General features: G+C 75.1%; 15 protein-coding genes and 1 pseudogene. 12 read left to right on the top strand and 4 right to left on the bottom strand.

Annotated elements, in window-relative coordinates; all coding sequences use genetic code 11:
• The first annotated feature begins 2 nt into the window (after positions 1 to 2).
• Positions 3 to 1,400 (top strand): annotated as a pseudogene (locus AB2L27_RS12695) (APC family permease).
• Here the strand turns inward: AB2L27_RS12695 and manA are convergent.
• Positions 1,321 to 2,502: a mannose-6-phosphate isomerase, class I gene (gene manA, locus AB2L27_RS12700; protein WP_370441838.1), complete on the bottom strand. Its 1,182-nt coding sequence runs from the start codon at positions 2,500 to 2,502 to the stop codon at positions 1,321 to 1,323. The pseudogene AB2L27_RS12695 and the gene manA overlap by 80 nt on opposite strands.
• A gap of 53 nt (positions 2,503 to 2,555) precedes the next feature.
• Here manA and galE point away from each other — a divergent pair, with 53 nt between their 5' ends.
• Positions 2,556 to 3,518, top strand: a complete 963-nt coding sequence (gene galE, locus AB2L27_RS12705; RefSeq protein ID WP_370441839.1) for a UDP-glucose 4-epimerase GalE — start codon at positions 2,556 to 2,558, stop codon at positions 3,516 to 3,518.
• A gap of 47 nt (positions 3,519 to 3,565) precedes the next feature.
• Here galE and AB2L27_RS12710 read toward each other — a convergent pair whose 3' ends face one another.
• On the bottom strand, positions 3,566 to 4,483 hold the full coding sequence (locus AB2L27_RS12710; RefSeq protein WP_370441840.1) for an AEC family transporter: 918 nt from the start codon (positions 4,481 to 4,483) through the stop codon (positions 3,566 to 3,568).
• A gap of 229 nt (positions 4,484 to 4,712) precedes the next feature.
• On the opposite strand from AB2L27_RS12710, the gene AB2L27_RS12715 reads away from it, so the two are divergent.
• The 3 genes from AB2L27_RS12715 to AB2L27_RS12725 all read left to right on the top strand — a co-directional run bounded on the left by AB2L27_RS12715 (position 4,713) and on the right by AB2L27_RS12725 (position 7,499).
• Positions 4,713 to 5,468 (top strand): decaprenylphospho-beta-D-erythro-pentofuranosid-2-ulose 2-reductase, encoded by a 756-nt coding sequence (locus tag AB2L27_RS12715; RefSeq protein WP_370441841.1) that lies wholly within the window; start codon positions 4,713 to 4,715, stop codon positions 5,466 to 5,468.
• 80 nt (positions 5,469 to 5,548) lie between these two features.
• A complete protein-coding gene (locus tag AB2L27_RS12720; protein WP_370441842.1) occupies positions 5,549 to 7,108 on the top strand; it encodes a glycosyltransferase family 39 protein in 1,560 nt (519 codons plus the stop codon).
• Between the two features lie 70 nt (positions 7,109 to 7,178).
• The gene (locus AB2L27_RS12725) at positions 7,179 to 7,499 is read left to right on the top strand and encodes a hypothetical protein (RefSeq protein ID WP_370441843.1); all 321 of its coding nucleotides are present in this window, start codon (positions 7,179 to 7,181) and stop codon (positions 7,497 to 7,499) included.
• A 2-nt stretch (positions 7,500 to 7,501) separates the two neighbouring features.
• Here the strand turns inward: AB2L27_RS12725 and AB2L27_RS12730 are convergent, their stop codons facing one another.
• Positions 7,502 to 8,905, bottom strand: a complete 1,404-nt coding sequence (locus AB2L27_RS12730; RefSeq protein ID WP_370441844.1) for a PP2C family protein-serine/threonine phosphatase — start codon at positions 8,903 to 8,905, stop codon at positions 7,502 to 7,504.
• 98 nt (positions 8,906 to 9,003) lie between these two features.
• On the opposite strand from AB2L27_RS12730, the gene AB2L27_RS12735 reads away from it, so the two are divergent.
• Both AB2L27_RS12735 and AB2L27_RS12740 read left to right on the top strand, forming a co-directional pair.
• On the top strand, positions 9,004 to 10,479 hold the full coding sequence (locus AB2L27_RS12735) for a DUF2079 domain-containing protein (RefSeq protein ID WP_370441845.1): 1,476 nt from the start codon (positions 9,004 to 9,006) through the stop codon (positions 10,477 to 10,479).
• Positions 10,480 to 10,705: 226 nt separating this feature from the next.
• Positions 10,706 to 11,932 (top strand): AAA family ATPase, encoded by a 1,227-nt coding sequence (locus AB2L27_RS12740; protein WP_370441846.1) that lies wholly within the window; start codon positions 10,706 to 10,708, stop codon positions 11,930 to 11,932.
• A 366-nt stretch (positions 11,933 to 12,298) separates the two neighbouring features.
• Here the strand turns inward: AB2L27_RS12740 and AB2L27_RS12745 are convergent, their stop codons facing one another.
• Positions 12,299 to 13,270 (bottom strand): dipeptidase, encoded by a 972-nt coding sequence (locus AB2L27_RS12745; protein WP_370441847.1) that lies wholly within the window; start codon positions 13,268 to 13,270, stop codon positions 12,299 to 12,301.
• 461 nt (positions 13,271 to 13,731) lie between these two features.
• Between AB2L27_RS12745 and AB2L27_RS12750 the strand changes: the two genes are divergently transcribed.
• The 5 genes from AB2L27_RS12750 to AB2L27_RS12770 all read left to right on the top strand — a co-directional run bounded on the left by AB2L27_RS12750 (position 13,732) and on the right by AB2L27_RS12770 (position 21,952).
• A complete protein-coding gene (locus tag AB2L27_RS12750; RefSeq protein ID WP_370441848.1) occupies positions 13,732 to 15,399 on the top strand; it encodes an N-acetylmuramoyl-L-alanine amidase in 1,668 nt (555 codons plus the stop codon).
• A 71-nt stretch (positions 15,400 to 15,470) separates the two neighbouring features.
• Positions 15,471 to 16,940, top strand: a complete 1,470-nt coding sequence (locus AB2L27_RS12755; RefSeq protein WP_370441849.1) for a DUF1800 domain-containing protein — start codon at positions 15,471 to 15,473, stop codon at positions 16,938 to 16,940.
• An 8-nt stretch (positions 16,941 to 16,948) separates the two neighbouring features.
• A complete protein-coding gene (locus AB2L27_RS12760) occupies positions 16,949 to 18,232 on the top strand; it encodes a DUF1501 domain-containing protein (protein ID WP_370441850.1) in 1,284 nt (427 codons plus the stop codon).
• Positions 18,233 to 18,708: 476 nt separating this feature from the next.
• A complete protein-coding gene (locus AB2L27_RS12765; protein WP_370441851.1) occupies positions 18,709 to 20,697 on the top strand; it encodes an N-acetylmuramoyl-L-alanine amidase in 1,989 nt (662 codons plus the stop codon).
• Position 20,698: 1 nt separating this feature from the next.
• Positions 20,699 to 21,952: an LGFP repeat-containing protein gene (locus tag AB2L27_RS12770; RefSeq protein WP_370441852.1), complete on the top strand. Its 1,254-nt coding sequence runs from the start codon at positions 20,699 to 20,701 to the stop codon at positions 21,950 to 21,952.
• Positions 21,953 to 21,958 lie beyond the last annotated feature (6 nt).

Below are 21,958 nucleotides of genomic sequence, written 5' to 3' on the forward strand. Positions count from 1 at the left end.
GGGTGAGCACTGCGACGTCGGCGCCGGCCGGCACCCCCCTGCGCCGGGCGATCACCGGCAAGCTGCTGTTCCTGTTCATCCTCGGCGACGTCCTCGGCGCGGGCATCTACGCCCTCGTCGGGGAACTCGCCGGGGAGGTGGGCGGGGCGATCTGGATCCCGCTGGCCCTCGCCCTCGTCCTGGCCCTGCTGACGGCCTCCTCCTACGCCGAGCTCGTCACGAAGTACCCGAAGGCGGGTGGGGCGGCGGTCTTCGCGCAGCGCGCGTTCGGCCGCCCGCTCGTCTCGTTCCTCCGGCGCTGAGCGCCGGCTCCAGTCGGTTTCTCGATGCTGGCCGCGGGCGTGACGAGCGTCGCCGGGCTCGCGCTGGCGTTCTCCGGCGACTACCTCGGCGCCCTGCTCGACGTGCCGGCCCTGCCCGCCGCGCTGGTGTTCCTCGTGCTCGTGGCGCTGCTGAACGCCCGCGGCATCAAGGACTCCCTGCGCGCCAACGTCGTCATGACCGTGATCGAGGTCGGGGGGCTGCTGCTCGTCGTCGCCCTCGCCGCGGTGGTCCTCGGCCGCGGGGAGGGGTCACCGGGCCGCGTCCTGGAGTTCTCCCCCGACCACTCCCCCGTCGCCGGGATCCTCGCCGCGGCCGTCCTGGCGTTCTACTCCTTCGTCGGGTTCGAGACGTCGGCCAACGTCGCCGAGGAGGCCGTGGAGCCGAGCCGCACGTACCCGCGGGCCCTGTTCGGCGGGCTCGCCGTCGCCGGGGTCGTCTACGTCCTCGTCGGCCTGGCCGTGTCCACCGCCGTCGCCCCCGCGCAGATCGCCGGGTCGGACGGGCCGCTGCTGGAGGTGGTCCGGGTCGCCGACGTCGGCCTGCCCGGCTGGGTGTACTCCCTCATCGCCCTCATCGCGGTCGCCAACGGCGCCCTGCTGACGGCGATCATGTGCAGCCGGCTGACCTACGGGATGGCCACCGAGGGGCTGCTGCCGCCGGTCCTGGCGCGCGTGCTGCCGGGCCGGCGCACGCCGTGGGTGGCGATCGTCGTCACGACGCTCGTCTCGATGGCCCTCGTCCTCACCGGGGACCTCGCCACGCTGGCCGCGACCGTGGTGCTGCTCCTGCTGTTCGTCTTCGTCAGCACGAACGTCGCCGTCCTCGTGCTGCGCCGGGACCGGGTGCGGCACGAGCACTTCCGCGCCCCGACCGCCCTGCCGGTCCTGGGCGTGCTGGCCTGCCTGGGGCTGCTGACCCAGCAGGAGGCCGGTGTGTGGCTGCGCGGGGCCGCCCTGCTCGCGGTCGGGGTGGTGCTCTTCCTGCTCACGCGCAGGATCAGCGGCGGGGCGTCCCGGGGGACGCGGCGACGAGTCGACCTGACCCGCTCAGCGTCAGCGGGTGCTCGGCGGCCGTGACGAACGCCGCCTGGCCCTGCTCCAGCTCCAGCGTCCCCGCGGCCGAGGACAGCGTGAGGGTCCCCTCCAGGACGAGCACGGCCCGCGGGACGTGCTCGTCCCAGCGGCGCCCGGACCCGAGGGTGAGCACGGTGAGGGCGAAGTCGGGCAGGGGGCAGAACACCTGCTCGTCGGGGTCGGAGGACGGCAGGGGCGCCAGCAGCGGCGGCGGCAGCTCGCGGAAGTCGAGCACGTCGAGCAGTTCGGGCACGTCGACGTGCTTGGGCGTCAGCCCGCCGCGCAGCACGTTGTCGGAGCTGGCCATGAGCTCCACGCCCGTGCCCGACAGGTAGGCGTGCACGTTGCCCGCGGGCAGGTACAGCGCCTCCCCCGGGGCCAGGCGCACCTGGTTCAGCAGCACCGAGACGAGCACCCCCGCATCGCCCGGGTAGTGCCCGGACAGGTCCACCACGCACTGCGCCGAGGGGTCCTCGGAGTCCGCGCACGCCGTCGCGACGGCCTCCACGAGCGGGGCGACGGCCTCGGCGGGCGCCGTCAGCAGCAGCCGCGTGGCCTCCTTCAGCGCGCCCGGCGCGTCGGGCCCGGCGAGCACGTCCAGCAGCTCGTCGTGGAGGTCGCGCGCGTCCGGCGGCAGGGCGGGCAGCTCCAGCCCGGCCAGCAGGTCGTGCGCCGCGGCCGGGGACCGGAACCCGGCCATCGCGGCGAACGGTTCCAGGGCGTACAGCAGCTCGGGCTTGTGCGAGTCGTCCTTGTAGAGGCGGTGGGGCGCGTCGGCCGGGACCCCGTCGGCCTCCTCCTGCGCGTACCGGCGCTGCGCGGTCGCGCTGTCCGGGTGGGCCTGCAACGACAGCGGCGCCCCCGCCGCGAGCACCTTGAGCAGGAACCCGAGCCGGTCCCCGCCGTCGGGCCCCAGGAACTCGACGGGCGCCGCGGCGATGCGCTCGTCCAGCCGGACCCCGTCCGCCAGCGACGGCGCCCCCGCGTGGGCGCCGAGCCACAGCTCCGCCTGCGGCCGGCCGTCCGGCGCGCGGCCCAGCAGCCGCGGGATGGCCGTCGTCGAGCCCCAGGCGTAGGGCTGGACGGTGTTGGTCAGTCTCAGCACACCGGGCAGGCTGCCACAGCGGCGGGGACCGGCGCTCCAGTACGGTCGCAGCCATGAGCGTTCTCGTGACGGGCGGTGCCGGCTACATCGGGTCCCACGTGGTGCGGCTGCTGCAGCAGCGCGGCACCGAGGTCGTCGTGGTCGACGACCTGTCCAACGGGCGGGTCGAACGGGTCGGTGGGGCGGCCGTGGTCGAGGTCGACCTCGGCACCGACGCCGCCGTCCCGGCCCTGGAGCGGGCCTTCACCGAGCACGGCGTCGACGCCGTCGTCCACTTCGCCGCCCGCAAGCAGGTCGGGGAGTCGGTGGCCCGGCCCGCGCGGTACTGGTCGCAGAACGTCGGCGGCACGGCGAACCTGCTGCAGGCCATGGAGACCGCCGGGGTCGGCAAGCTCGTCTTCTCCTCCTCCGCGGCCACCTACGGCGCACCGGACTCGCCGGTCGTGCGCGAGGACGGCCCGGCCGAGCCGATCAACCCCTACGGCCAGACGAAGCTCGTGGGCGAGTGGATGACCCGGGCCGCCGGGACGGCGTGGGGGCTGCGCGCGGCGAACCTGCGCTACTTCAACGTCGCCGGCGCCGGCTGGGACGACCTGGGCGACTCCGCCGTCATGAACCTCATCCCCATCGTCTTCTCCGCCCTGGACGCCGGGCAGGCGCCCGCGGTGTTCGGCGACGACTACCCCACCCCCGACGGCACCTGCATCCGCGACTACGTCCACGTCCTGGACCTGGCGCAGGCGCACCTGGCGGCCCTGGACCACCTCGCCACCGACGAGCGCCCCTACGACACGTTCAACGTCGGCACCGGCGCCGGCGCCTCGGTGCTGGAGGTGCTCGCCGAGGTCCGCGCCGTCACCGGCGTCGACGTCGACCCCGTCGTGCACGCCCGCCGCGCCGGGGACCCGCCGCAGCTCGTCGCCGACGTGGAGCGCATCACCTCCACGCTGGGGTGGAGCGCGACGAAGGACCTGCACGACATCGTGACCAGCGCGTGGGAGGCCTGGCGCCGCTGACCGTCCGCCACCGCGGGTCGGTGCGGCGGGGGTCGGTGCGGCGGGGGTCAGTGCGGGAGCAGCACGCTGACGAGCAGCAGCACGGGCACGACCAGGACCGTCGTCACCAGCACGGTGTCGCGGGCCAGGTCGCGCCCGACGCCGTAGCGGACCGCGAAGGTGAAGACGTTCTGCGCCGTGGGCAGGGCCGCCACGACCGTCGCGGCGAACACGGACTGCTCGTCCAGCCCCAGCGCGAACCGCGCCACCAGGTAGGTGACGCCCGGCTGCACGAACGCCTTCAGGGCGCTGGACAGCAGCACCTCGGGCCGGCGCCAGCCGTGGGTGCTGCGTCCGTGCAGGGAGATCCCGAACGCCACCAGGGCGCCGGGGATGGCGAACCCGGCCAGCAGCTCCAGGGGCTGGGCCAGCGCGGTCGGCACCGGCCACCCCGTCACCGACAGCACGATGCCCACGGCGCTGGCCAGCAGGACGGGGTTGGCCAGCGGGGCCAGCAGACGGCGCGCACTGGGTCCCCCGCGGTGCCGGCCGACGTCCAGGACGCCGAGCGCGATCGGGGTCAGGACGACCATCTGCAGCAGCATCGCCGGCAACACGGCGGTCAGGTCCTGCAACACGTACGCCGCGACGGGCAGGCCGATGTTCGCGGCGTTGACGAACGAACTGCTCAGGCCGCCGATGACGAGCTCGTCGCGCCCCAGCCGCAACCGCCACCGCGCCAGGACCAGCCACAGCCCCAGCGCCACGAGCACCCCGGCACCGGTGACCAGGAGCTGGGCCGACAGCAGGACCTGCACGTCGGCGCCGGCGAGGGTCTGCACGAGCAGGGCCGGGGACCCGACGAAGAACACCAGCCGGGACACCACGACCTGGCCGGTGGGCCCCAGGACGCCCGTGCGGCCCAGGACGTACCCGACGGCGATGAGCGTGGCGACGACGACGAAGCCGGTGAGGACCCCGCTCACGGCCTGCGCACGGACCGGGCGCGGACGGTCCGGGAACGGGGGCGGGGCACCGCAGGAGGCTACCGGGGCCCGGTACCGGTCCCGTCCGGCGGCGCGGACCACGGGGGGCACCCCCGCAGCGGCGGGCCACGTCGCCGGTCACGCGGCGGGTCACGGTCGGCTCACGATCGCGCCGCCGCGGGGCTCGTCCGCCGGGGGTGCCCGCCCGGCGTTGCTAGGGTCGAGACCCGTGATCGACGCCCTCGGGAACCCCGCCTCCGTCCTCCTGCTCGGGGGCACCTCCGACATCGGTCTGGCCATCGTGGAACGGCTCAGCCCCGAGCGTCCGCTGCAGGTCACCCTGGCCGCCCGGCCGGGCTCGCGCCGCGAGGAGGCCGTCGCCCGGCTGCACCGCCGGGGGCACCGGGTGCGCACCGTCGACTTCGAGGCCACCGACCTGGCCGCGCACGAGGGGGTGCTGGAGGAGGCCTTCGCCGCCGGTGACGTCGACGTGACCGTCCTGGCCTTCGGCGTGCTGGGCGACAACGAGGTGTCCTGGCAGGACGCCCGCGCCGCCGTCGACGTCGCCACCGTCAACTACACCGCCCCCGTCAACCTCGGCGTGCACCTGGCCACCCGCCTGCGGGCCCAGGGCCACGGCGTCCTCGTCGCGCTGTCCAGCGTCGCCGGGGAACGCGCGCGCCGGTCCAACTTCGTCTACGGCTCCTCCAAGGCCGGGTTCGACGCCTTCTTCACCGGCCTGCGCGAGGCCCTGCGGCCCAGCGGGGTGCGGGTCGTCGTGGTGCGCCCCGGTTTCGTCACCACGAAGATGACGCAGGGGCTGGACAAGGCCCCGCTGTCGGTCTCGGCCGAGCAGGTCGCCGAGGTGGCCGTCGACGCGGTGCGCACCGGCAAGGAGACGGTCTGGGCCCCCGAGCCGATGCGCTGGGTGATGTCGGCGCTGCGGCACGTGCCGGCGCCGGTGTTCCGCAAGCTGCCGATCTGACGCGACGAGCCGCCCCGTCCGCCCCCTCGACCTGAGAGGTCACCCTGTCGAGCACGCACACCCGCCCCGACGCCCCGGCCGTGGCTGACGTCCCGGCGGCGCGTCACCGTCCCGGTGAGGTCCAGGGCTCGGCCCCGGGGACCCCGCGCCCGGCCGGGAGGCGGATCGACCTCCTCGCCGGCGTCGTGGCGACGGTCGTGGCGGCGGTGGTGTTCTCCTGGCGGCTCGGCACGCCGAGCCCGTGGCGGGACGAGGCGGTCACGATCGCCGTCGCCGCCCGCACGACGGAGCAGATCTGGGCGCTCGTGCAGAGCGTGGACCTGGTGCACGCCCCCTTCTACTTCCTGGCCCACGCGCTGTTCGGGACCGACGTCGACGTCGTCCAGGCCCGGTGGATCTCCGTCGTGGCCGCCGCCCTGACCGCCCCGGTGCTCTACGGCCTCGGCCGCCGCCTCGCCGCGGGTGCCGCCGGTGCCGCGGGTGCCGTGGGGCCGGGCACCGCCCGGCTCACCGGGGCCACCGCGGCCGCGCTGTTCGTCTCGATGCCCTTCGTCAGCCGGTACGCGCAGGAGGCCCGCCCCTACGCGCTGGCCACGCTCGTGGCCACCCTCGGCACCTACCTCCTCGTCCGGGCCGGGACCGGCACCGGCGGGCGGCGCTGGTGGGTGGCCTACGCGGTCTCGGTCCCGGTGCTCGTCGCGCTGAACACCGTCGCCGCGCTCGTCCTCCTGCCGCAGGCCGGGTGGGCGCTGGCCGCGGGACGGCGCACGTCCGTGCGCGCCGCCGCGGCCGCCGGCGCCGGGCTGCTGGCCTCGGTCCCGCTGCTGCTGGCCCAGAACGCCCAGAGCGGGCAGGTCGCCTTCCTGCAGCGCCCCACCCCGGGCGAGCTCGGCAGCCACGTCCTGTTCGCCCTGGGCTCCTCGCCGGTCGCGGTCGCCGTCGCGGCGCTGGCCGTGGCCGCCGCGGTGCGGTGGGGGCGGGCCCGCCGGCTCGTGCTCGTCGGCCTGCTGTGGGGGGTTCTGCCCTGGCCGCTGCTGTGGACGATCTCGCAGGTCACGCCGTTCTGGACGACCCGCTACCTCGTCTTCGTCGCCCCCGGCACCTGCCTGGCGATCGCCGCCGTCGTCACCGTCCGGCTGCGCCCGCGGGTGGGCGCGGCGCTGGCGGGGCTGCTCGTGGCGGTGATGACGGTGACGGGGCTGCACATGCAGTTCGTCTTCCGCTCCCCCACCATCGGGCACGCCGAGGACCTGCGGGGCACGGCGACCTACGTCGCCGCGCACGCCCGCCCCGGTGACGGGCTGCTGTTCCTGCCCGACGGCGAGTACCGCTACCGCGTCCTGACGCAGCTGTACCCGGAGGCGTTCGCGCGGCTGGACGACATCGCCCTGGAGCGGACGGCGGCGCAGTCCGCGACCCTCGTCGGCACGACCGTGCCGGCCCCGCACCTGTGGGAGCGGGTCGCGGGCGTGGACCGGATCTGGGTCATCGGCGGCGTCGGCCCGGTCGTCACCAAGACGGCCGAGGACCGCGAGGTCAGGCGCCTGCTGAACCAGGACTACCAGCTCGTCTCCACCGAGGAGAAGCGCGCGTTCAGCGTCAGGCTCTACGTGCGGCAGGGGCCGGGCGCCGCGGGCTGAGGGCCACCCGGCTCAAGGCGGCCGGGCCACCTGCCGATGGGGGCACCACCCGTACGACGCGAGGAGCCCCGTGGACCACCCCCGCCGCACCGCGGCCGTGCTGACCGGCGTGACCGGCGTGACCGGTCTGCTCGCGGTCTCGGCCTGCCTCGCGGCCGGCCCGACCGCTCAGCCACCGGCCCCCCGGGTGGCCACCGACCCCGGGGCGAGCGCGGGCCCGTGGGCGCGGTTCCGCGCCCCCCTGCACGTGCCGGCCCCACCCGTCCCCCCGGCCCCGCGGGTCGACCCCGGCCCCGCACCGGGCCCGGGGGTGCTGGGCCCGGGGACCGTGGTCGTCCCACCCCCGGCGGCACCGGCCGGCCCGCCGCACGCCGTGGTCCGGCCCGCCTGACCTCACGGCCGCGGGTCGGTGACGTGCAGGGCCAGTAGGGCGCAGTCGTCCTCGGGGCAGGACCCGGCCAGGTCCTGGACCAGCCGGTCGCACAGCTGCTCCAGCGGCAGGTGCCGGTGGGTGCGGATGCCGGCGCACAACGCCTCGATGCCCTCGTCCAGGTCGCGCCGGCGGGACTCGATGAGGCCGTCGGTGACCAGGAACACCGTCGTCCCGGCACGCAGCACCTCCCGGTGGCCGCTGCGGTCGGTGCCGGGGTCGACCCCGACGATCAGCTCGGCCGGGGTGCGCAGGACCTGGGTGGACCCGTCGGGGTGCAGCAGCACCGGCGGGGGGTGCCCGGCGTTGGTCCAGACGAGCGTGCCGACCGCGTCGGCGTCGTCGGCGGCGTCGGCGTCGTCGGCGTCGGCGTTCGCGGGGGTGTCCGCGCCGTCGGCACGGTCCGCGTCGGCGGTCCAGTGGACGCGGGCCAGCAGGAGGCTGGCGTGCAGGTGCAGCGCCAGCCCGGCGACGGCGCGCTCGAGGCGCGCGACGACCGCCTCGACCGGTTCGGGACGGTCCCAGACGAAGGCGCGCAGCAGCCCGCGCAACTGCCCCATGGCCGCGGCGGCGTCGATGTCGTGACCGGCGACGTCGCCGATGACCACGTTGGGCACCCCGTCGGCGGGGACGGTGATGTCGTACCAGTCCCCGCCGACCTGCTCTCCGGTGCCGGCCGGGACGTAGCGGGCCTGCACCTGCAGGTGCGGGACCGGCGGCAGGGTCGGCAGCAGCGAGCGCTGCAGCACCTCGGCGGTGCGGCGCTGGCGCTCGTACAGCCGCAGCCGGGCCACCGCCTGCGCGGTGAACGCGGTCAGCGCCTGCATCACCTCCCGCTCCCGGTCGCCGAACCGGTGCGGGCGGCGCCAGGCCAGGCCGAGGGCGCCGACGGTGTCGTCGCTGGTGCGCAGGGGGAAGTGGACCATGGCCCGGTAGCCGATGGCCTCGATCTGCTCCCGCAGGTGCGGGTAGGCGCGGATCACGTCGGCGGCGTCCTCGAAGACGAGGGTGTGCCCGCGGGCGGCGTCGGTGGGCGGGGAGGACGACGACATCGGCAGCACGGCCCACTGCCGGGCCAGCCCGGGGTCCAGGCCGGTGGTGGTCAGGTGCACCAGCTCCTCGGACTGGGGGTCGGTGACGGCCAGCAGGACGATGTCGGCCCCCAGCGCCGTCTGCGCGATCCCCGGCACCTGCGCGGCGAGCGCGGTCACCGAGTCGGCGGAGATGAGGACGGCGGCCAGCTCCAGCAGGGCGGCCAGCGCCGTCCGGCCGGCACCGTCCGGGGCCGGCACCTCGTCCGGGGGCGACGCCGCGTCCGGGGGCGACGCCGCGTCCGGCTCCTGGTGCGGTCCCTCGGTGACGGCCATGCCCGACAGCCTGGCAGGAAGCACCGGCCGCGGTGCCGGAATCCCCGGTCCGGTGCGCCCCGCCCGGAACCGCGGTCCGGGGCCCCTAGCCTGCTCGCGTGGACCACCAGCCCGTCCGGGCACCCCGGACGGGCCGGGCCCCGGCCCCGCCACGGGTCCGCGCCGTCGCCGTGTGCACCGGGTGGGGGCTGGTGGCCTTCCTCGCCTACGCCGCCCTCGGCCTGCTGCGCTACCGGGGTGGGCGGGTCGGCTCCTACGACCTCGGCATCTTCGCCCAGGCCGCGCGGGGCTGGGCGAGCGGCACCGGCCCGGTCTCGGACGTGCGCGGGCCGGGCTACCTGCTGCTGCAGGAGCACTTCAGCCCCGTCACCGTCCTGTTCGCCCCCGGCTGGTGGCTGTGGCCCGACCCGCGCAGCCTGGTCCTGACCCAGGCGCTGCTCCTGGCCGGCGCGGTCGCCGTCGTCGCGACCGCCGCGACCCGGCGTCTGCCGCCCCCGGCCGCGGCGGCGGCCGTCGTGGCCTTCGCCGCCTCCTACGGCGTCGTCGGCGCCGCCCGCTTCGACGTCCACGAGGTCGCCTTCGCCGCGCCCGCGCTGGCGGTGGTCTGCACGGCGCTGCTGGAGCACCGGCCCCGCCTCGCGTTCTGGGCCGCGGTCCCCCTGGTGCTGGTCAAGGAGGACCTGGGGGCCACCGTCTGCGCCGTCGCCCTGGTGCTGTGGTGGCAGGGGCGGCGGGCCTGGGCGGTGCGCACCGCGGTCCTCGGCGTGGCCGGTGGCCTGGTCGGGGTCGGCACCGTCGTCTGGTTCAACCCCCAGCACACCGTGCCGTTCCTGGGGTTCCTCACCGGCACCACCGCCACCGCCGACACCCCGCTCGCCGCCCGCGCGGGCGACACGGCGGTCCTGCTGGTGCTGCTCCTGCTCACCGGCGGCGTGGTGTGGGTGCGGTCCCCGTTGGCGGTGCTGGTGGTGCCGACGCTGCTGTGGCGGCTGGCCTCGAGCAACCCCAGCTACTGGTCGCCCCACCTGCACTACGACCTGGTGCTGATGCCGGTGGTCAGCCTCGCGCTGCTCGACGTGCTCGGCCGGCGCACCCCGCGGCCGGGCCGGGCGCGCGCGTGGGTGCGCCCGGCGGCCCTGACCTGCGCGGTGGGCACGGCCGTCGCGGCGCTGCTGGCCCACCCGCCCCTGCCCCGGCCGGCGCAGGCGTGGACGGCGGACGTGGACCGGCGGGTGCAGACCGCGGCGGCGCGCATCCCCGACGGCGCGACGGTGGCCGCCGACAACGACACCGGCCCCTACCTGGTGTCCCGGCTGCGGGTGCGGATGTGGTCCTACGACCACAGCACCCGGGCGCGGTGGGTCCTGGTCGACACCACCCGCGGTTCCTCCGCGGCCCCGCTGCCGGGCAAGGAGGCGACCCTGGCCGCCCTGCGCGGGCAGCCGGGGGTCGCGGTGGAGCAGGTCGGGGACTACGCCGTGATCGAGCTGCCCTGCGAGGGGTGGGTGCGCCAGGTCCGGCCCGCCGCCCCGCGACCCCAGCCGGACCCGGTCTGGGAGACGGGGTGCGCGTGAGCGCGGGACCGAGGGACCGGTCGCGGGCGTCACGACCCGGGGCGGTCCCCGGACTTCGAGAGTGAGGTCCCCGCGCGACCGGTCAGAGACCCACCCGACGGCTGGTGACGAGCACCCCGCCCGCAGCAGAGCTTCGTCGGTCCATCGTCGACCACCACCTCTTGCGGACTTTACCGAGCTTTGCGTTTCGCTGGTAAAGCTCCGAAAAGGCTGCAATGCTGTACGGGTGGCGCTCGACCCGGTGACCAACCCGTACACGCCGGGAGCAGGCCAACGTCCTGCCCTGCTCAGCGGACGAGATCAGGAGTTGCAGGACTTCCGGGCCCGACTGCAGCGACTGGAGCGGGGACGCGCCGCGCAGTGCACCCTCATCGTGGGATTGCGTGGAGTCGGGAAGACGGTGCTGCTGAACACCTTCGGACAAGAGGCGGTCCGTCGGGACTGGGTGGTCGTCGAGCACGAACTCACCGCTCGAGGAGACCTCCTGGCGACCCTCGCCCGAGTGGCCCACCAGGCACTTCTCGAGTTGTCGCCACCCAGTAGGTGGACCAGAGCGACCCGGCGGGCGGGGGCGATCCTGCGCAGCATGGAGATCAGCTATGAGATCGCCGGACTGAGCGTGTCGTTGCCGACAGCCGATGTCGGCGACGCCCTGCCGGCGAGTGGTGACCCAGCGCGTGACGTGACCGAGTTGCTCCTGGCACTCGGTTCAGCGGCCGCAGAACACCAGCGGGGAGTCACGCTCATGTTCGACGAGCTGCAGTTCGCGCCGATCGAACCGCTGGGTGCGCTGGTCGCCGGACTCCACAAGGTCGCACAACGGGATCTTCCGCTGACGATCGTGGCAGCGGGACTGCCCCAGACCCGAGGAGTACTGGCGGAGGCCGCCACGTACTCGGAGCGCATGTTCGAAACCCGCACGGTCGGCGCACTGACCGAGGCGGATGCGAAGCGAGCGCTGGCTGAGCCAGCCGCGGACGAGGGTGTGGCGATCGCCGACGCCGCTCTCAGCGAGGCGGTCCGCTTCACCGAGGGCTACCCGTTCTTCCTGCAAGTCTTCGGTGACCACCTCTGGCGACTGGCATCCGGTGATCGCATCACCGAGGACGACGCACTGCGGGCCGGACCCATGGTCCGCGAGTGGCTCGACCGGGGGTTTTTCACGTTCCGCACCGACCGTTTGCCGACCGCGCAACGCCGGTACCTGCGGGCGATGGCCGAGCTAGGCTCGCACGAACAGGCCAGTGGGGACATCGCCACCGCCCTGGGCCTCAGCAGTTCAGCACCGGTCGGCCAGACCCGGGACGCCCTCATTCGACGCGGGCTGATCTACAGCCCCAGACTGGGTTACGCAGCGTTCACCGTCCCGCAGTTCGATGACTACCTGCGCCGCCACTTCGAGCTCGAGGCGCACGTCCCTCGTCGCCGGGCGGCCGATGACAGCGATGGTTGACCGGTCACCGTCCCACCGGAAACCGCCGAACTCCTCCCCCGTCCGTGGAGGATCGCCAGCGACGTGCTCACGAACCGCGGACGATGCAGTACGAGCCGCAACGGCGGTAACGTGTAATGTGGACACTTGCGCCACCTGGAGCTGTGGCGAGACGACGCCACCGTCACCGGGGACCGTGACCCTGGCTGCTGCAGCAACTCGACTGCTCCCGCATCGACACCTGGGCCACCGGCTGCACCTGGTCCCTGGACCAGGCGCGCGTGGTGCTGTGACCCAGCGCCGACCGCGTCCTCGGCTGCACCGACCGGCTCCGCAGCGGCATGAACCACCTCGTCCTGTGGACCGGCAACTGAGCAGCCGTCGACGTCAGCGGCGGCTCGCGGTCCAGCCGCCCCGGGCGATGCGCCGGAAGTTGCCGCCCAGGACCGCGCGCACCACCTCCTGCGGGTACCCCCGGCCCCGCAGCGCCGAACCCACCGTCAGCAGCTCCTCGGGCGTGACGAAGTCGATGGGACCCCACCCGGTGTAGCACTCGGGGAACAGGTGCGGGTTCGAGGTCAGCTCGGCGTTGAAGTCCTCCACGTCGAAGGGGTAGTCGGTGGACACCCCGACGTGCTCGGGTCCCACCAGCTCCACCGCGTGCTCCAGGTGCCTCAGCAGCGCCTGCAGGGAGGCGTCGTTGGGACCGAGGAAGATCCCCACCCCGGTGATGCCGACGACCCCGCCGGTGGCGGCGCAGGCCAGGGCCTGCTCGTCGGTGATGTTGCGGGGGTGCTCCCACACCGGGGCCAGGCAGGAGTGGCTGTAGACCATCGGCCTGCTCGTGGCCTCACTCAGCTCCAGGCCGGTGCGGCGCCCGCAGTGCGAGCCGTCCACGACCATCCCGACGCGGTTCATCTGCGCCACCAGCTGGTGCCCGTAGCTCGTCAAACCCTCATCGACGGCGTCCAGGCAGCCGCCGCCGGCGGCGTTGCGGGTGTTGTACGTCGGCAGCAGCGTCCGCACCCCGGCGTCGTGGAACGCCTGCACGAGTTCCAGGCGCCCCTGCAGCGGGGCGGAGTCCTCCAGGTCGAAGGCGATGGCGATCTGGTCGTGTGCCGCGGCGCGGTCGACGTCGGCCGCGGTGGCGACGGGGGTGAACCGCGGGTCGGCGTCCAGCCGGTCCCGCCAGCTGCGGGTGATCGCGTGGACGTCGTCGGCGCTGTGGGGGGCGTAGCCGACGTTGACGGAGACGAACGCCCCGCCGGGGCGGGCGTAGCGGGCCAGCTGACCCACGTCGGCCTGCGGGGTCAGGGGCAGGCAGCAGTGCTGCTCCCACAACAACGGCGGGCGGGTCATGGGAACCTCCTGACGACGACGCGCCGACGCCCGGTGCAGTCGCCGCCTGGCGTCACCCTGCCAGGTGACGGTGCGCCGACAGGCCGGTCTGCACGAGGTGCGGACGCCGTCGCCCGCACCGCGTCGCCCCTCTCGCAGGAGGAGGCGCCCGCGTGAGCGATCACCGGAGGCCACCTACGGGCCCGCACGGACCGGTGCGGTGCCGCCCGGTCCCCGTCGTGCCGGGCCTCGTCCTCAGCGTCGTCTCCGCCCGGGCCCGGCCCGGCCGGCCCCGCGGACGGGTCGACGCCACCGGCCCCGCCCCGGCACCCTGGGGGCAGACGGCCGCCTTCCCGTAACGAGAACGTCACACAGGCACCACCCGTCACTTCATTTACAACAGGCGCACACATCATCTACGTTCCGTCACAACCCCGACGGACGGAGCGCACCACCCCATGCCCTCGCCCACGCCTTCCCGTGTGCCCCTGTCCCGCCGCGCCGCCCTGTGGGGCGCCGGCGGCACCCTGGCCGCGGTGGCCGGCGCCGCCTTCGCCGCCCCCGCCGTCGCGTCGGTCCCGGCGGGCGCCGGGGCCACCGGTGGACTGCGCCGGCTGACGGGAGCCGGCGGGGTCCGCTCCCTGGAGCTGCCGGCCACCCGCTCGCTGCTGGCGACCGGCTCCCCGACCGACGACGCGGTGCTCTCCCTGCCCGTCGACGGCGGCAGCATGCTCGGCCTCACGTTCACCGGTCCCCTGCCGTCGGCGGCCGCGGTCCGGGTGCGCCGACCGGGCACGGCCGCCGGCCCGTGGACGGCGCTGACCCTCGAGGACGGCGCGAGCGACCCGCTGTGGACGGGCCCGCTGGGGCCGGGGACCGTCGTGGACGTCCGCCTGCCCCGCCCGGCCGCGGCGGGCACCCGGCTCGCGGTCGTCGACCCGGGCCCCGACCCCGCCGACGCCCCCACCGAGGCCCCCGCCGACGCCCCCGCCGACGCCCCCGCCGACGCCCCCGCCCGGGGGGCCCGGACCCTCGCGGCCGAGGCCGCCGCCGACGGCCCCGTCGTCCGCTCGCGCGCGCAGTGGGGCGCCGACGAGTCGCTGCGCGGGGGCCGGGCCGCGGTCGCCGGCACCCTGCGCGCCGCCGTCGTCCACCACACCGCCGACGGGGGCCGCTACTCCCGGGCCGAGGTGCCCGCCGTGATCCGGGGCATGTACCGGTACCACACGCAGGCGCTGGGCTGGGACGACCTCGGCTACAACGTCGTCGTCGACCGGTTCGGCGGGATCTGGGAGGGCCGGGCCGGCGGGGTGTCCCGGCCGGTCGTCGGCGCGCACACCGGCGGGTTCAACTCCGGCACGTTCGGGGTCTCGATGATGGGCGACTTCTCCCGGGTCGCCCCCAGCGAGGAGTGCCTGGCCTCGGTGGCCGCGGTCATCGCGTGGAAGTTCGCGCTGCACGGCCTGGACGCCCGCGGGCGCACCACCCTGACCTCCTCCGGCGGGGGGACCTCGCGGTACGCCGCGGGCCGGACCGTGGAGGTCGCGCGGATCAGCGCGCACCGCGACCTCGGGTACACCGCCTGCCCCGGTGACGTCGGGTACGCGCACATGGACGACCTGCGCGAGCGCGTCGCCGCGCGCCTGGCCACGACCCGCGGGATGGCGGCCGCCTCCCCCGTGGACCGCCGCTACGCCGACGTCGACGGCCCGTCCCTGCTGGGCGCACCGACCAGCGCGGAGGGGGACGCGCTGCGCGGCGGCCGGTTCCGGCACTACGAGCGCGGGTCGATCTACCACCACCCCGGGATCGGGACCTTCGTCGTGCGCGGCAGCCACCGCGACAAGTACGCCTCCGTCGGCTGGGAGCACTCCCCCCTGGGGTTCCCCACCGCCGACACGACGGACCTGCCCGGCGGTCTGGGCGGCTACACGCACTTCGAGCACGGTTCGGTCTACCGCCGCACCGGCGCCGACCCGCACGTCGTCGTCGGGGCGATCCGCACGGCGTGGGCGTCCCGGGGCTGGGAGCGGTCGGGGCTGGGGTTCCCCGTCTCCGACGAGTACGACGTGCCCGGCGGGCGGGCCTCGGACTTCGAGGGCGGCGGGCTGCGGTGGACCGCGAGCACGGGCCGGGTCCGGCAGGTGTGAGGGCGGCGCCGGGCCGCTGAGGCCCCAGCGGCCCGGCTCAAGCCGGGGAGATCCCCTGCCGAGAAGTGGCCGTGCCCACCTCGCCCCTCGTCCCCCGCGGCCGCCGCCGGGTCGCGCCCGCCCCGTTCGCGCACGAGGCCCCGGCCGACCAGCTGCACCTGCTGCGCCGGGCGACGTGGGGACCGACCCCGCAGTCCCTGGCCGAGGTCGCCCGCCTGGGCACCGCGGCGTGGCTGGACCGGCAGCTCGACCCCGGCTCCCTCGACGACGGCGCCGTCGACGCCCTCGCGGGCCGCATGACGTTCTACGGACGTTCCGCCCAGCAGCTGTGGGCCGGCGGGTACGCCGCGACGGAGTGGAACGCCATGTTCGAGACGGGCCGCATGACCCTGGCCCGGCAGATCTGGAGCAGCCGGCAGTTGTTCGAGGTCGTCGTGGACGTGTGGAACAACGTCCTGCACGTCACCTGCCCGAGCTCGGAGGTCTGGGCCAGCCGGCAGGACTACGACCGCACCGTCGTGCGGCGCCACGCGTTCGGCACGTTCGGCGACATGCTCGTGGCCTCGGCCCGCCACCCGGCGATGCTGACCTACCTCGACAACGCCAGTTCCACCGCGGCCCAGCCGAACGAGAACTACGGCCGGGAACTGCTGGAGCTGCACACCCTCGGCGTCGAGGCCGGGTACTCCGAGGCCGACGTGAAGAACTCCGCCCGGCTGCTCACGGGCCTGACCATCGGCCGCGACGGCGGCGGGACCTACGACGCGGGCCGGCACGACGGGGGCGCCCGCACGGTCTACGGCTTCGGCGTCCCGGCGCACTCCCCCGCCGACGGCGACGGCTGGATCGACGCCTACCTGCGCTGGCTGGCCGTGCACCCCGTCACCGCCCGCCGGTTGTGCGGCAGGCTCGCGACCCGGTTCGTCTCCGACACCCCGCCCGCGGCGCTGGTGGAGGCGATGGCCCGCACCTGGGTCCAGTCCGGTGGGCAGGTCGTCCCGGTCCTGCGGACGATGTTCGACTCCCCGCACTTCTGGGCCTCGGCCGGGCAGAAGGTCCGCACGCCGCAGGAGGACTACGTCGCGACGCTGCGCACGCTGGGCACCGGGATGGAGACCGGCGGCGTCGGCGGGCTCACCAAAATCTACTGGCACGTCCTGGACCAGGGGCACGCCCCGATGGCCTGGGGCGCCCCCAACGGCTACCCCGACGTCGCCGCGGCGTGGACCTCCCCCAGCGGGACCCTGGCGCGCTGGAACCGGCACATGGACTTCGCCGCGGGCTGGTACCCGCCGGAACTGCGGTTCACCCCCGCGATGGACCTGCTGCCCGGGATCCCCGCCACGTTCGGGGCGCTCGTCGACGCCCTCGGGGTGCGGCTCACCGGCAGCCAGCTCAGCCCCGACGAGAAGGCCGGGCTGCTGCTGTACGCGGGGCGTTCGGAGGGCTCGCCCTGCTCGGCCGGGGACCGCTGGCTGCAGAACAACCTGCGCTACCTCGTCGCCCTCACCCTCGACACCCCGTCCTTCACGATCCGCTGAGGAGCCCCGTGAGCACCGCCGCCACCCGGAACGACCAGCACTGCGGCTGCGAGGAGGGCTCCCGCCTCCTCTCGCGCCGCTCCGTCCTGCGCGCGGCGCTCGCGGCCGCCGCCACCGGGGTCACGACGTACGCCGTCGGCGACGTCTCCACCCAGGTGTCCTTCGCCGCCCCGGGCTGGAACGGGGAGACCCTCGTCGTCCTGAGCCTGCACGGCGGGTTCGACGGCCTGTCCGCCGTGGTCCCGGCCGGGGACGGCGCCTACTACGCGGCCCGGCCGACGATCGCGGTCCCCCGCTCGACGCTGCTGGGCCTGGACCAGGTGTTCGGGCTGCACCCGGCGATGGCCCCGCTGATGCCGTTCTGGCGGAACGGCACGTTCGGCGTCGTGCACGCCGTCGGCCAGGCCGACCCGACCCGGTCGCACTTCGCGGCCATGGAGCGGATGGAGACGGCCGCGCCGGGCAGCTCGGTGCGCACCGGCTGGATCGACCGGACGATCGGGTCCCTGGGCACGGGGTCGGTGCTGAACGCGGTGGGCCTGTCGCACCAGACCCCGCGCTCCTTCGCCGGCCCGGCCCAGGAGACGACCACGACGTCCCTGGCCGACTTCGCCCTCATCGGTCCCGGGGACGACCGGCCGCGCTGGCACGCCGCGCTGCGCCGGATGCACACCGGGGCCCGCCCGGAGGTCGCCGCGCCCGCGGCCACCCTGCTGAGCGCGATGGAGGACGTCGCGAAGCTGCCCGGGACCGCGGCCGGGCCCGCGAACGGGGCCGTCTACCCCGATTCCGACCTGGGGCGGGCGCTCGCGCAGGCCGCGGCCCTGAAGAAGTCCGGGGCTCCCGTACAGGTCATCGCCCTGGACTCCGGCGACTGGGACATGCACGCGGGCCTGGGCCGCGTCGACGGCGGGTGGATGCGGGACAAGCTCACCGAGCTGTCCACGGCGCTGGCGGCGTTCGCGACGGACCTGGGGACGGCGTTCGGCTCCACGACCCTGGTGACGCTGTCGGAGTTCGGCCGCCGCGTCGGGGAGAACGCCTCCGGCGGGCTCGACCACGGCCACGGCAACGCGGTCCTGCTGCTCGGCGGCGGGGTCGTGGGCGGCCGGGTGCACGGCGTGTGGCCGGGCCTGGGGGCCGACCGGCTCGTGGACGGCGACCTCGCCGGCACCACCGACTACCGGGCCGTCGTCGGGGAGGTCCTGCAGAAGCGGTGCGGGGCGGGTTCCCTCGGGTCGATCTTCCCCGGGTTCGGCGGCGCGCAGCTCGGCGTCGTCCGCGCCCGCTGACCCCGCTCCGGTGAGCCGTCACTGACAGTGACATCACCACCGTCCGGGCGCACCCCGGACGATCCCTGGGAAGCGACTGCACCCGGGCGCCGAACGCGCTGGAGCGCTCCTCTCAGGCTCCTGCGACCCCGCTCCACCAGCCCCCCGAACCCCCTGCGGGAGTTCGGGGGGCTTCGTCGTCCCCGGGTCCGGCCGGTTCCCGGTGCCCGCTTCAGGTCTGGGACTGGTGCGCCGATTGTGACGTAGAGTGAACGAGTGACCACAGAGGTGTTACGAGGTTGTCCCCTCGAGCACCTTGTACACCACGGGCATCGTCCCCTACTTTGCGTGACGGACCGGGCACACTCCGGTAGCGACACGCTCAAGGTGAGGAGTCGACGCGCCGATGCCGAGGCCGAGCGTTCGCCCGTGTGGGTGTCACCCGCGCAGTGAGCACCGGTAGTGAGCACCGCCCCCGCCAGAGAGGAACGAACCCGATGCGGTCCGTCCAGACCACCCTGTCCCGCCGCGCCCTGCTGACGGGCACCGTCGGCACCGGCGTCCTCGGCGCCTCCCTCGCGGCCGGGAGCGGTTCGGCCAGCGCCCTCACCCCCACCGCCCTGCAGGTCACCGGCTCCACCCGCGCGTTCCCCCTGGGCGCCCAGCGCTCGGCCTCGCTGCTGTCCGCCGAGACCGGTGCCGGCGCGGGCCTGGCCGTCGTGGGCGTCGACGTCGACGGCGGGCACATGGTCGGGGTCACCTTCCCCTCCGGGGCCTCCACCGACACGATCTCCGTGCGCGTCCGGACCGCCGGCGGCGCGTGGACCGCGTGGAGCGACCTGCCCCTGAACGACTCCGAACCCGACCCCGACACCGCCGAGGGCCGCCGCTCGATCACCGCCTCGGACCCGCTGTGGGTCGGCCCCCTCGGCACCGGCGCCTCCGTCCAGGTCCGGCTGCCGAAGGCCGACGTGGCCGACGCGCACCTGCAGCTCGTCGACGCCGGGGAGTCCACCGCCCTGGCCCGCACGACGCTGGCCGGCACCGCCTCCGACCCCGGCACCAAGGCCTCCCCCAAGGTGCTGCCCCAGCCGAGCATCCGCACCCGGGCGCAGTGGGGGGCCGACGAGTCCCTGCGCAAGGGCGGGGCCGGCTACAGCGACACCATCAAGGCCGTCGTCGTCCACCACACCGCCGATGGCGGCACCTACAGCCAGGCCCAGGTCCCCTCGGTCATCCGCGGCATGTACCGGTACCACACCGTCTCCCTGGGCTGGGCCGACCTCGGCTACAACTTCGTCGTCGACCGCTTCGGCGGGATCTGGGAGGGCCGGGCCGGCGGCATCACCAAGGCGGTCGTCGGCGCCCACGCCGGCGGGTTCAACGTCGACACGTTCGGCGTCTCGATGATGGGCGACTTCACCTCCACCGCCCCCAGCGCCGCCTGCCTGGAGTCCGTCGCGCAGGTCATCGCCTGGAAGCTGTCGATGTACGGCGTGCCCGCCGACGGCACCACCTACCTCACCTCCGCCGGCGGCGGGACCGCCCGGTTCCCCCGCGGCACCACCGCCCGGCTGCGCACCATCAACGCCCACCGCGACGTCGGTTTCACCGCCTGCCCGGGCAACGTCGGGTTCACGAAGATGGGCTGGATCCGCGACCGGGTGGGCCAGCTCCTCGGGGGCGCGACCACCACGGCCATCGCCGCGAAGTACGCCGCCGTCGGCGGGGCCGGTGCCCTGGGCGGCCCGACGACCCCCGAGAACGACGTCCCCGGCGGCGGCGGGTCCTACCGGTTCTACTCCGGCGGGGCGATCTACTGGTCCAAGGCCACCGGCGCCCACACCGTCCGCGGGGCCATCCTGCAGCGGTGGGGCCAGCTCGGCTGGGAGAACGGCCTGGGGTTCCCCACGACCGACGACTCCCCCGCCAAGGGCGGTTTCTACAACCACTTCGAGGACGGCTCGATCTACTGGTCGCGCGCCACCGGGGCCCACGAGGTCCGCGGCGCCATCCGCCAGAAGTGGGCCTCGATGGGCTGGGAGGGCGGCCCCGCCGGTTTCCCCGTCACGGGCGACGAAGCCGTCAAGGGCGGCTGGTACACCCACTTCCAGGGCGGCTCGATCTACTACTCCGCCGCCACCGGGGCGCACTGGACGACCGGCGCGATCCGGGACCGCTGGGCCGCCCTCGGCTGGGAGAACGGGCTGGGTTTCCCCGTCACCGACGACACCCCCACCCCGAACGGCAAGGGGTACTACACCCACTTCCAGAAGGGGTCGGTGTACTGGTCGCCCAAGACCGGTGCGCACGCGATCTCCGGGGGCTTCCGCGACACCTGGGCCTCCCTGGGCTGGGAGAACTCCTTCCTGGGGTTCCCGACCAAGGACGAGAACTCGGTCGAGGGCGGAACCCGCATGGAGTTCGAGGGCGGAACCCTCACCTGGACGCGGTCCTCGGGCAAGATCACCGTGAAGAAGAAGTGACGTGAGGCGTCGACGGCCGCGGCGGACGGGTCTGCGGCGAGGGCTGCGCAGGGGGCTGCGGACGGGGTTCACCGCGCTGCTGGTGGGGGGCCTGCTGGCGACCGCGGTCCCCGCACAGGCCGCTCCCCGCGCACCCGGCGGGCTGCCCGCGGACGTCGACGCCTTCCCCCGCTACCAGGCCCCGATCACCTGCGCACCACCGCAACCCGGGACCCTGGCCCTCGCCCAGCTCATCCGCGACGCCTACGGCCGGCAGACCCTGGGCCTGGCCCGGGCCTGCCCGGCGAACGGCGTCCCCGTCTCCGAGCACTCCGACGGCCGGGCCGTCGACTGGATGCTGCAGGCGGGCGACCCCGCCCAGGCCGCGCTCGCCGAGGAGTTCCTCACCTGGTTGCTCGCGACCGACGAGCGCGGGAACGTCGCCGCCCACGCGCGCCGCCTCGGCGTCATGTACGTCATCTGGAACCAGCAGGTGTGGAAGACGTACCAGGCGGGCGCGGGCTGGCAGCCGTACACCGGCCCCGACCCGCACACCGACCACGTCCACCTGTCGCTGACGTTCTCCGGCGCGGCGCGCGAGACGTCCTGGTGGACGGGCACCACCGACCCGTTGCGCGGGCACTGGATCGCCCTGGGCGGCGAACGGTCCGTCCTGGGCGCCGACGTCGGCGGCCGGCGCACCACCGCGGCCGGCGGCGTGGCGCGCAAGGACTACCGCCACGGCACCGTCTACTCCTCCCCCACCACGCCCGTGCGCGAGGTGCACGGCGGCATCCGCGCCCGGTTCGAGAAGATCGGCGGGGTCGGGACCCTCGGCGTCCCGCTGACCGACGAACTGCGCACACCCCGCCGGACCGGGGCGTACAACCACTTCCAGTTCGGGTCGATCTACTCCTCCCCCGCCACCGGGTCCTTCGAGGTGCGCGGCGCGATCCGCGACCGGTGGGCCCAGCTCGGCTGGGAGAACGGCCTGGGTTTCCCCGTCACCGGCGACACCCGCACCCCCGTCAAGACCGGCTACTACACCCACTTCGAAGGCGGATCGGTCTACTGGTCCCCGACCACCGGGGCCCACGCCGTCCGCGGCGCCCTGCGCGACGCGTGGGCGCGGCAGGGCTGGGAGAACGGCCGCCTCGGGTTCCCCACCGGCGACGAACAGCCCGTCCCCGGCGGCCTGCGCCTGGAGTTCCAGGGCGGGTCCATCACCTGGGACGCCGCCCGGCGCACCACCTCGACCAGCCACACCGGCAACTGAAACCCA

The sequence above is a fragment of the Kineococcus halophytocola genome (assembly GCF_041276425.1).
Lineage (GTDB): Bacteria > Actinomycetota > Actinomycetes > Actinomycetales > Kineococcaceae > Kineococcus > Kineococcus halophytocola.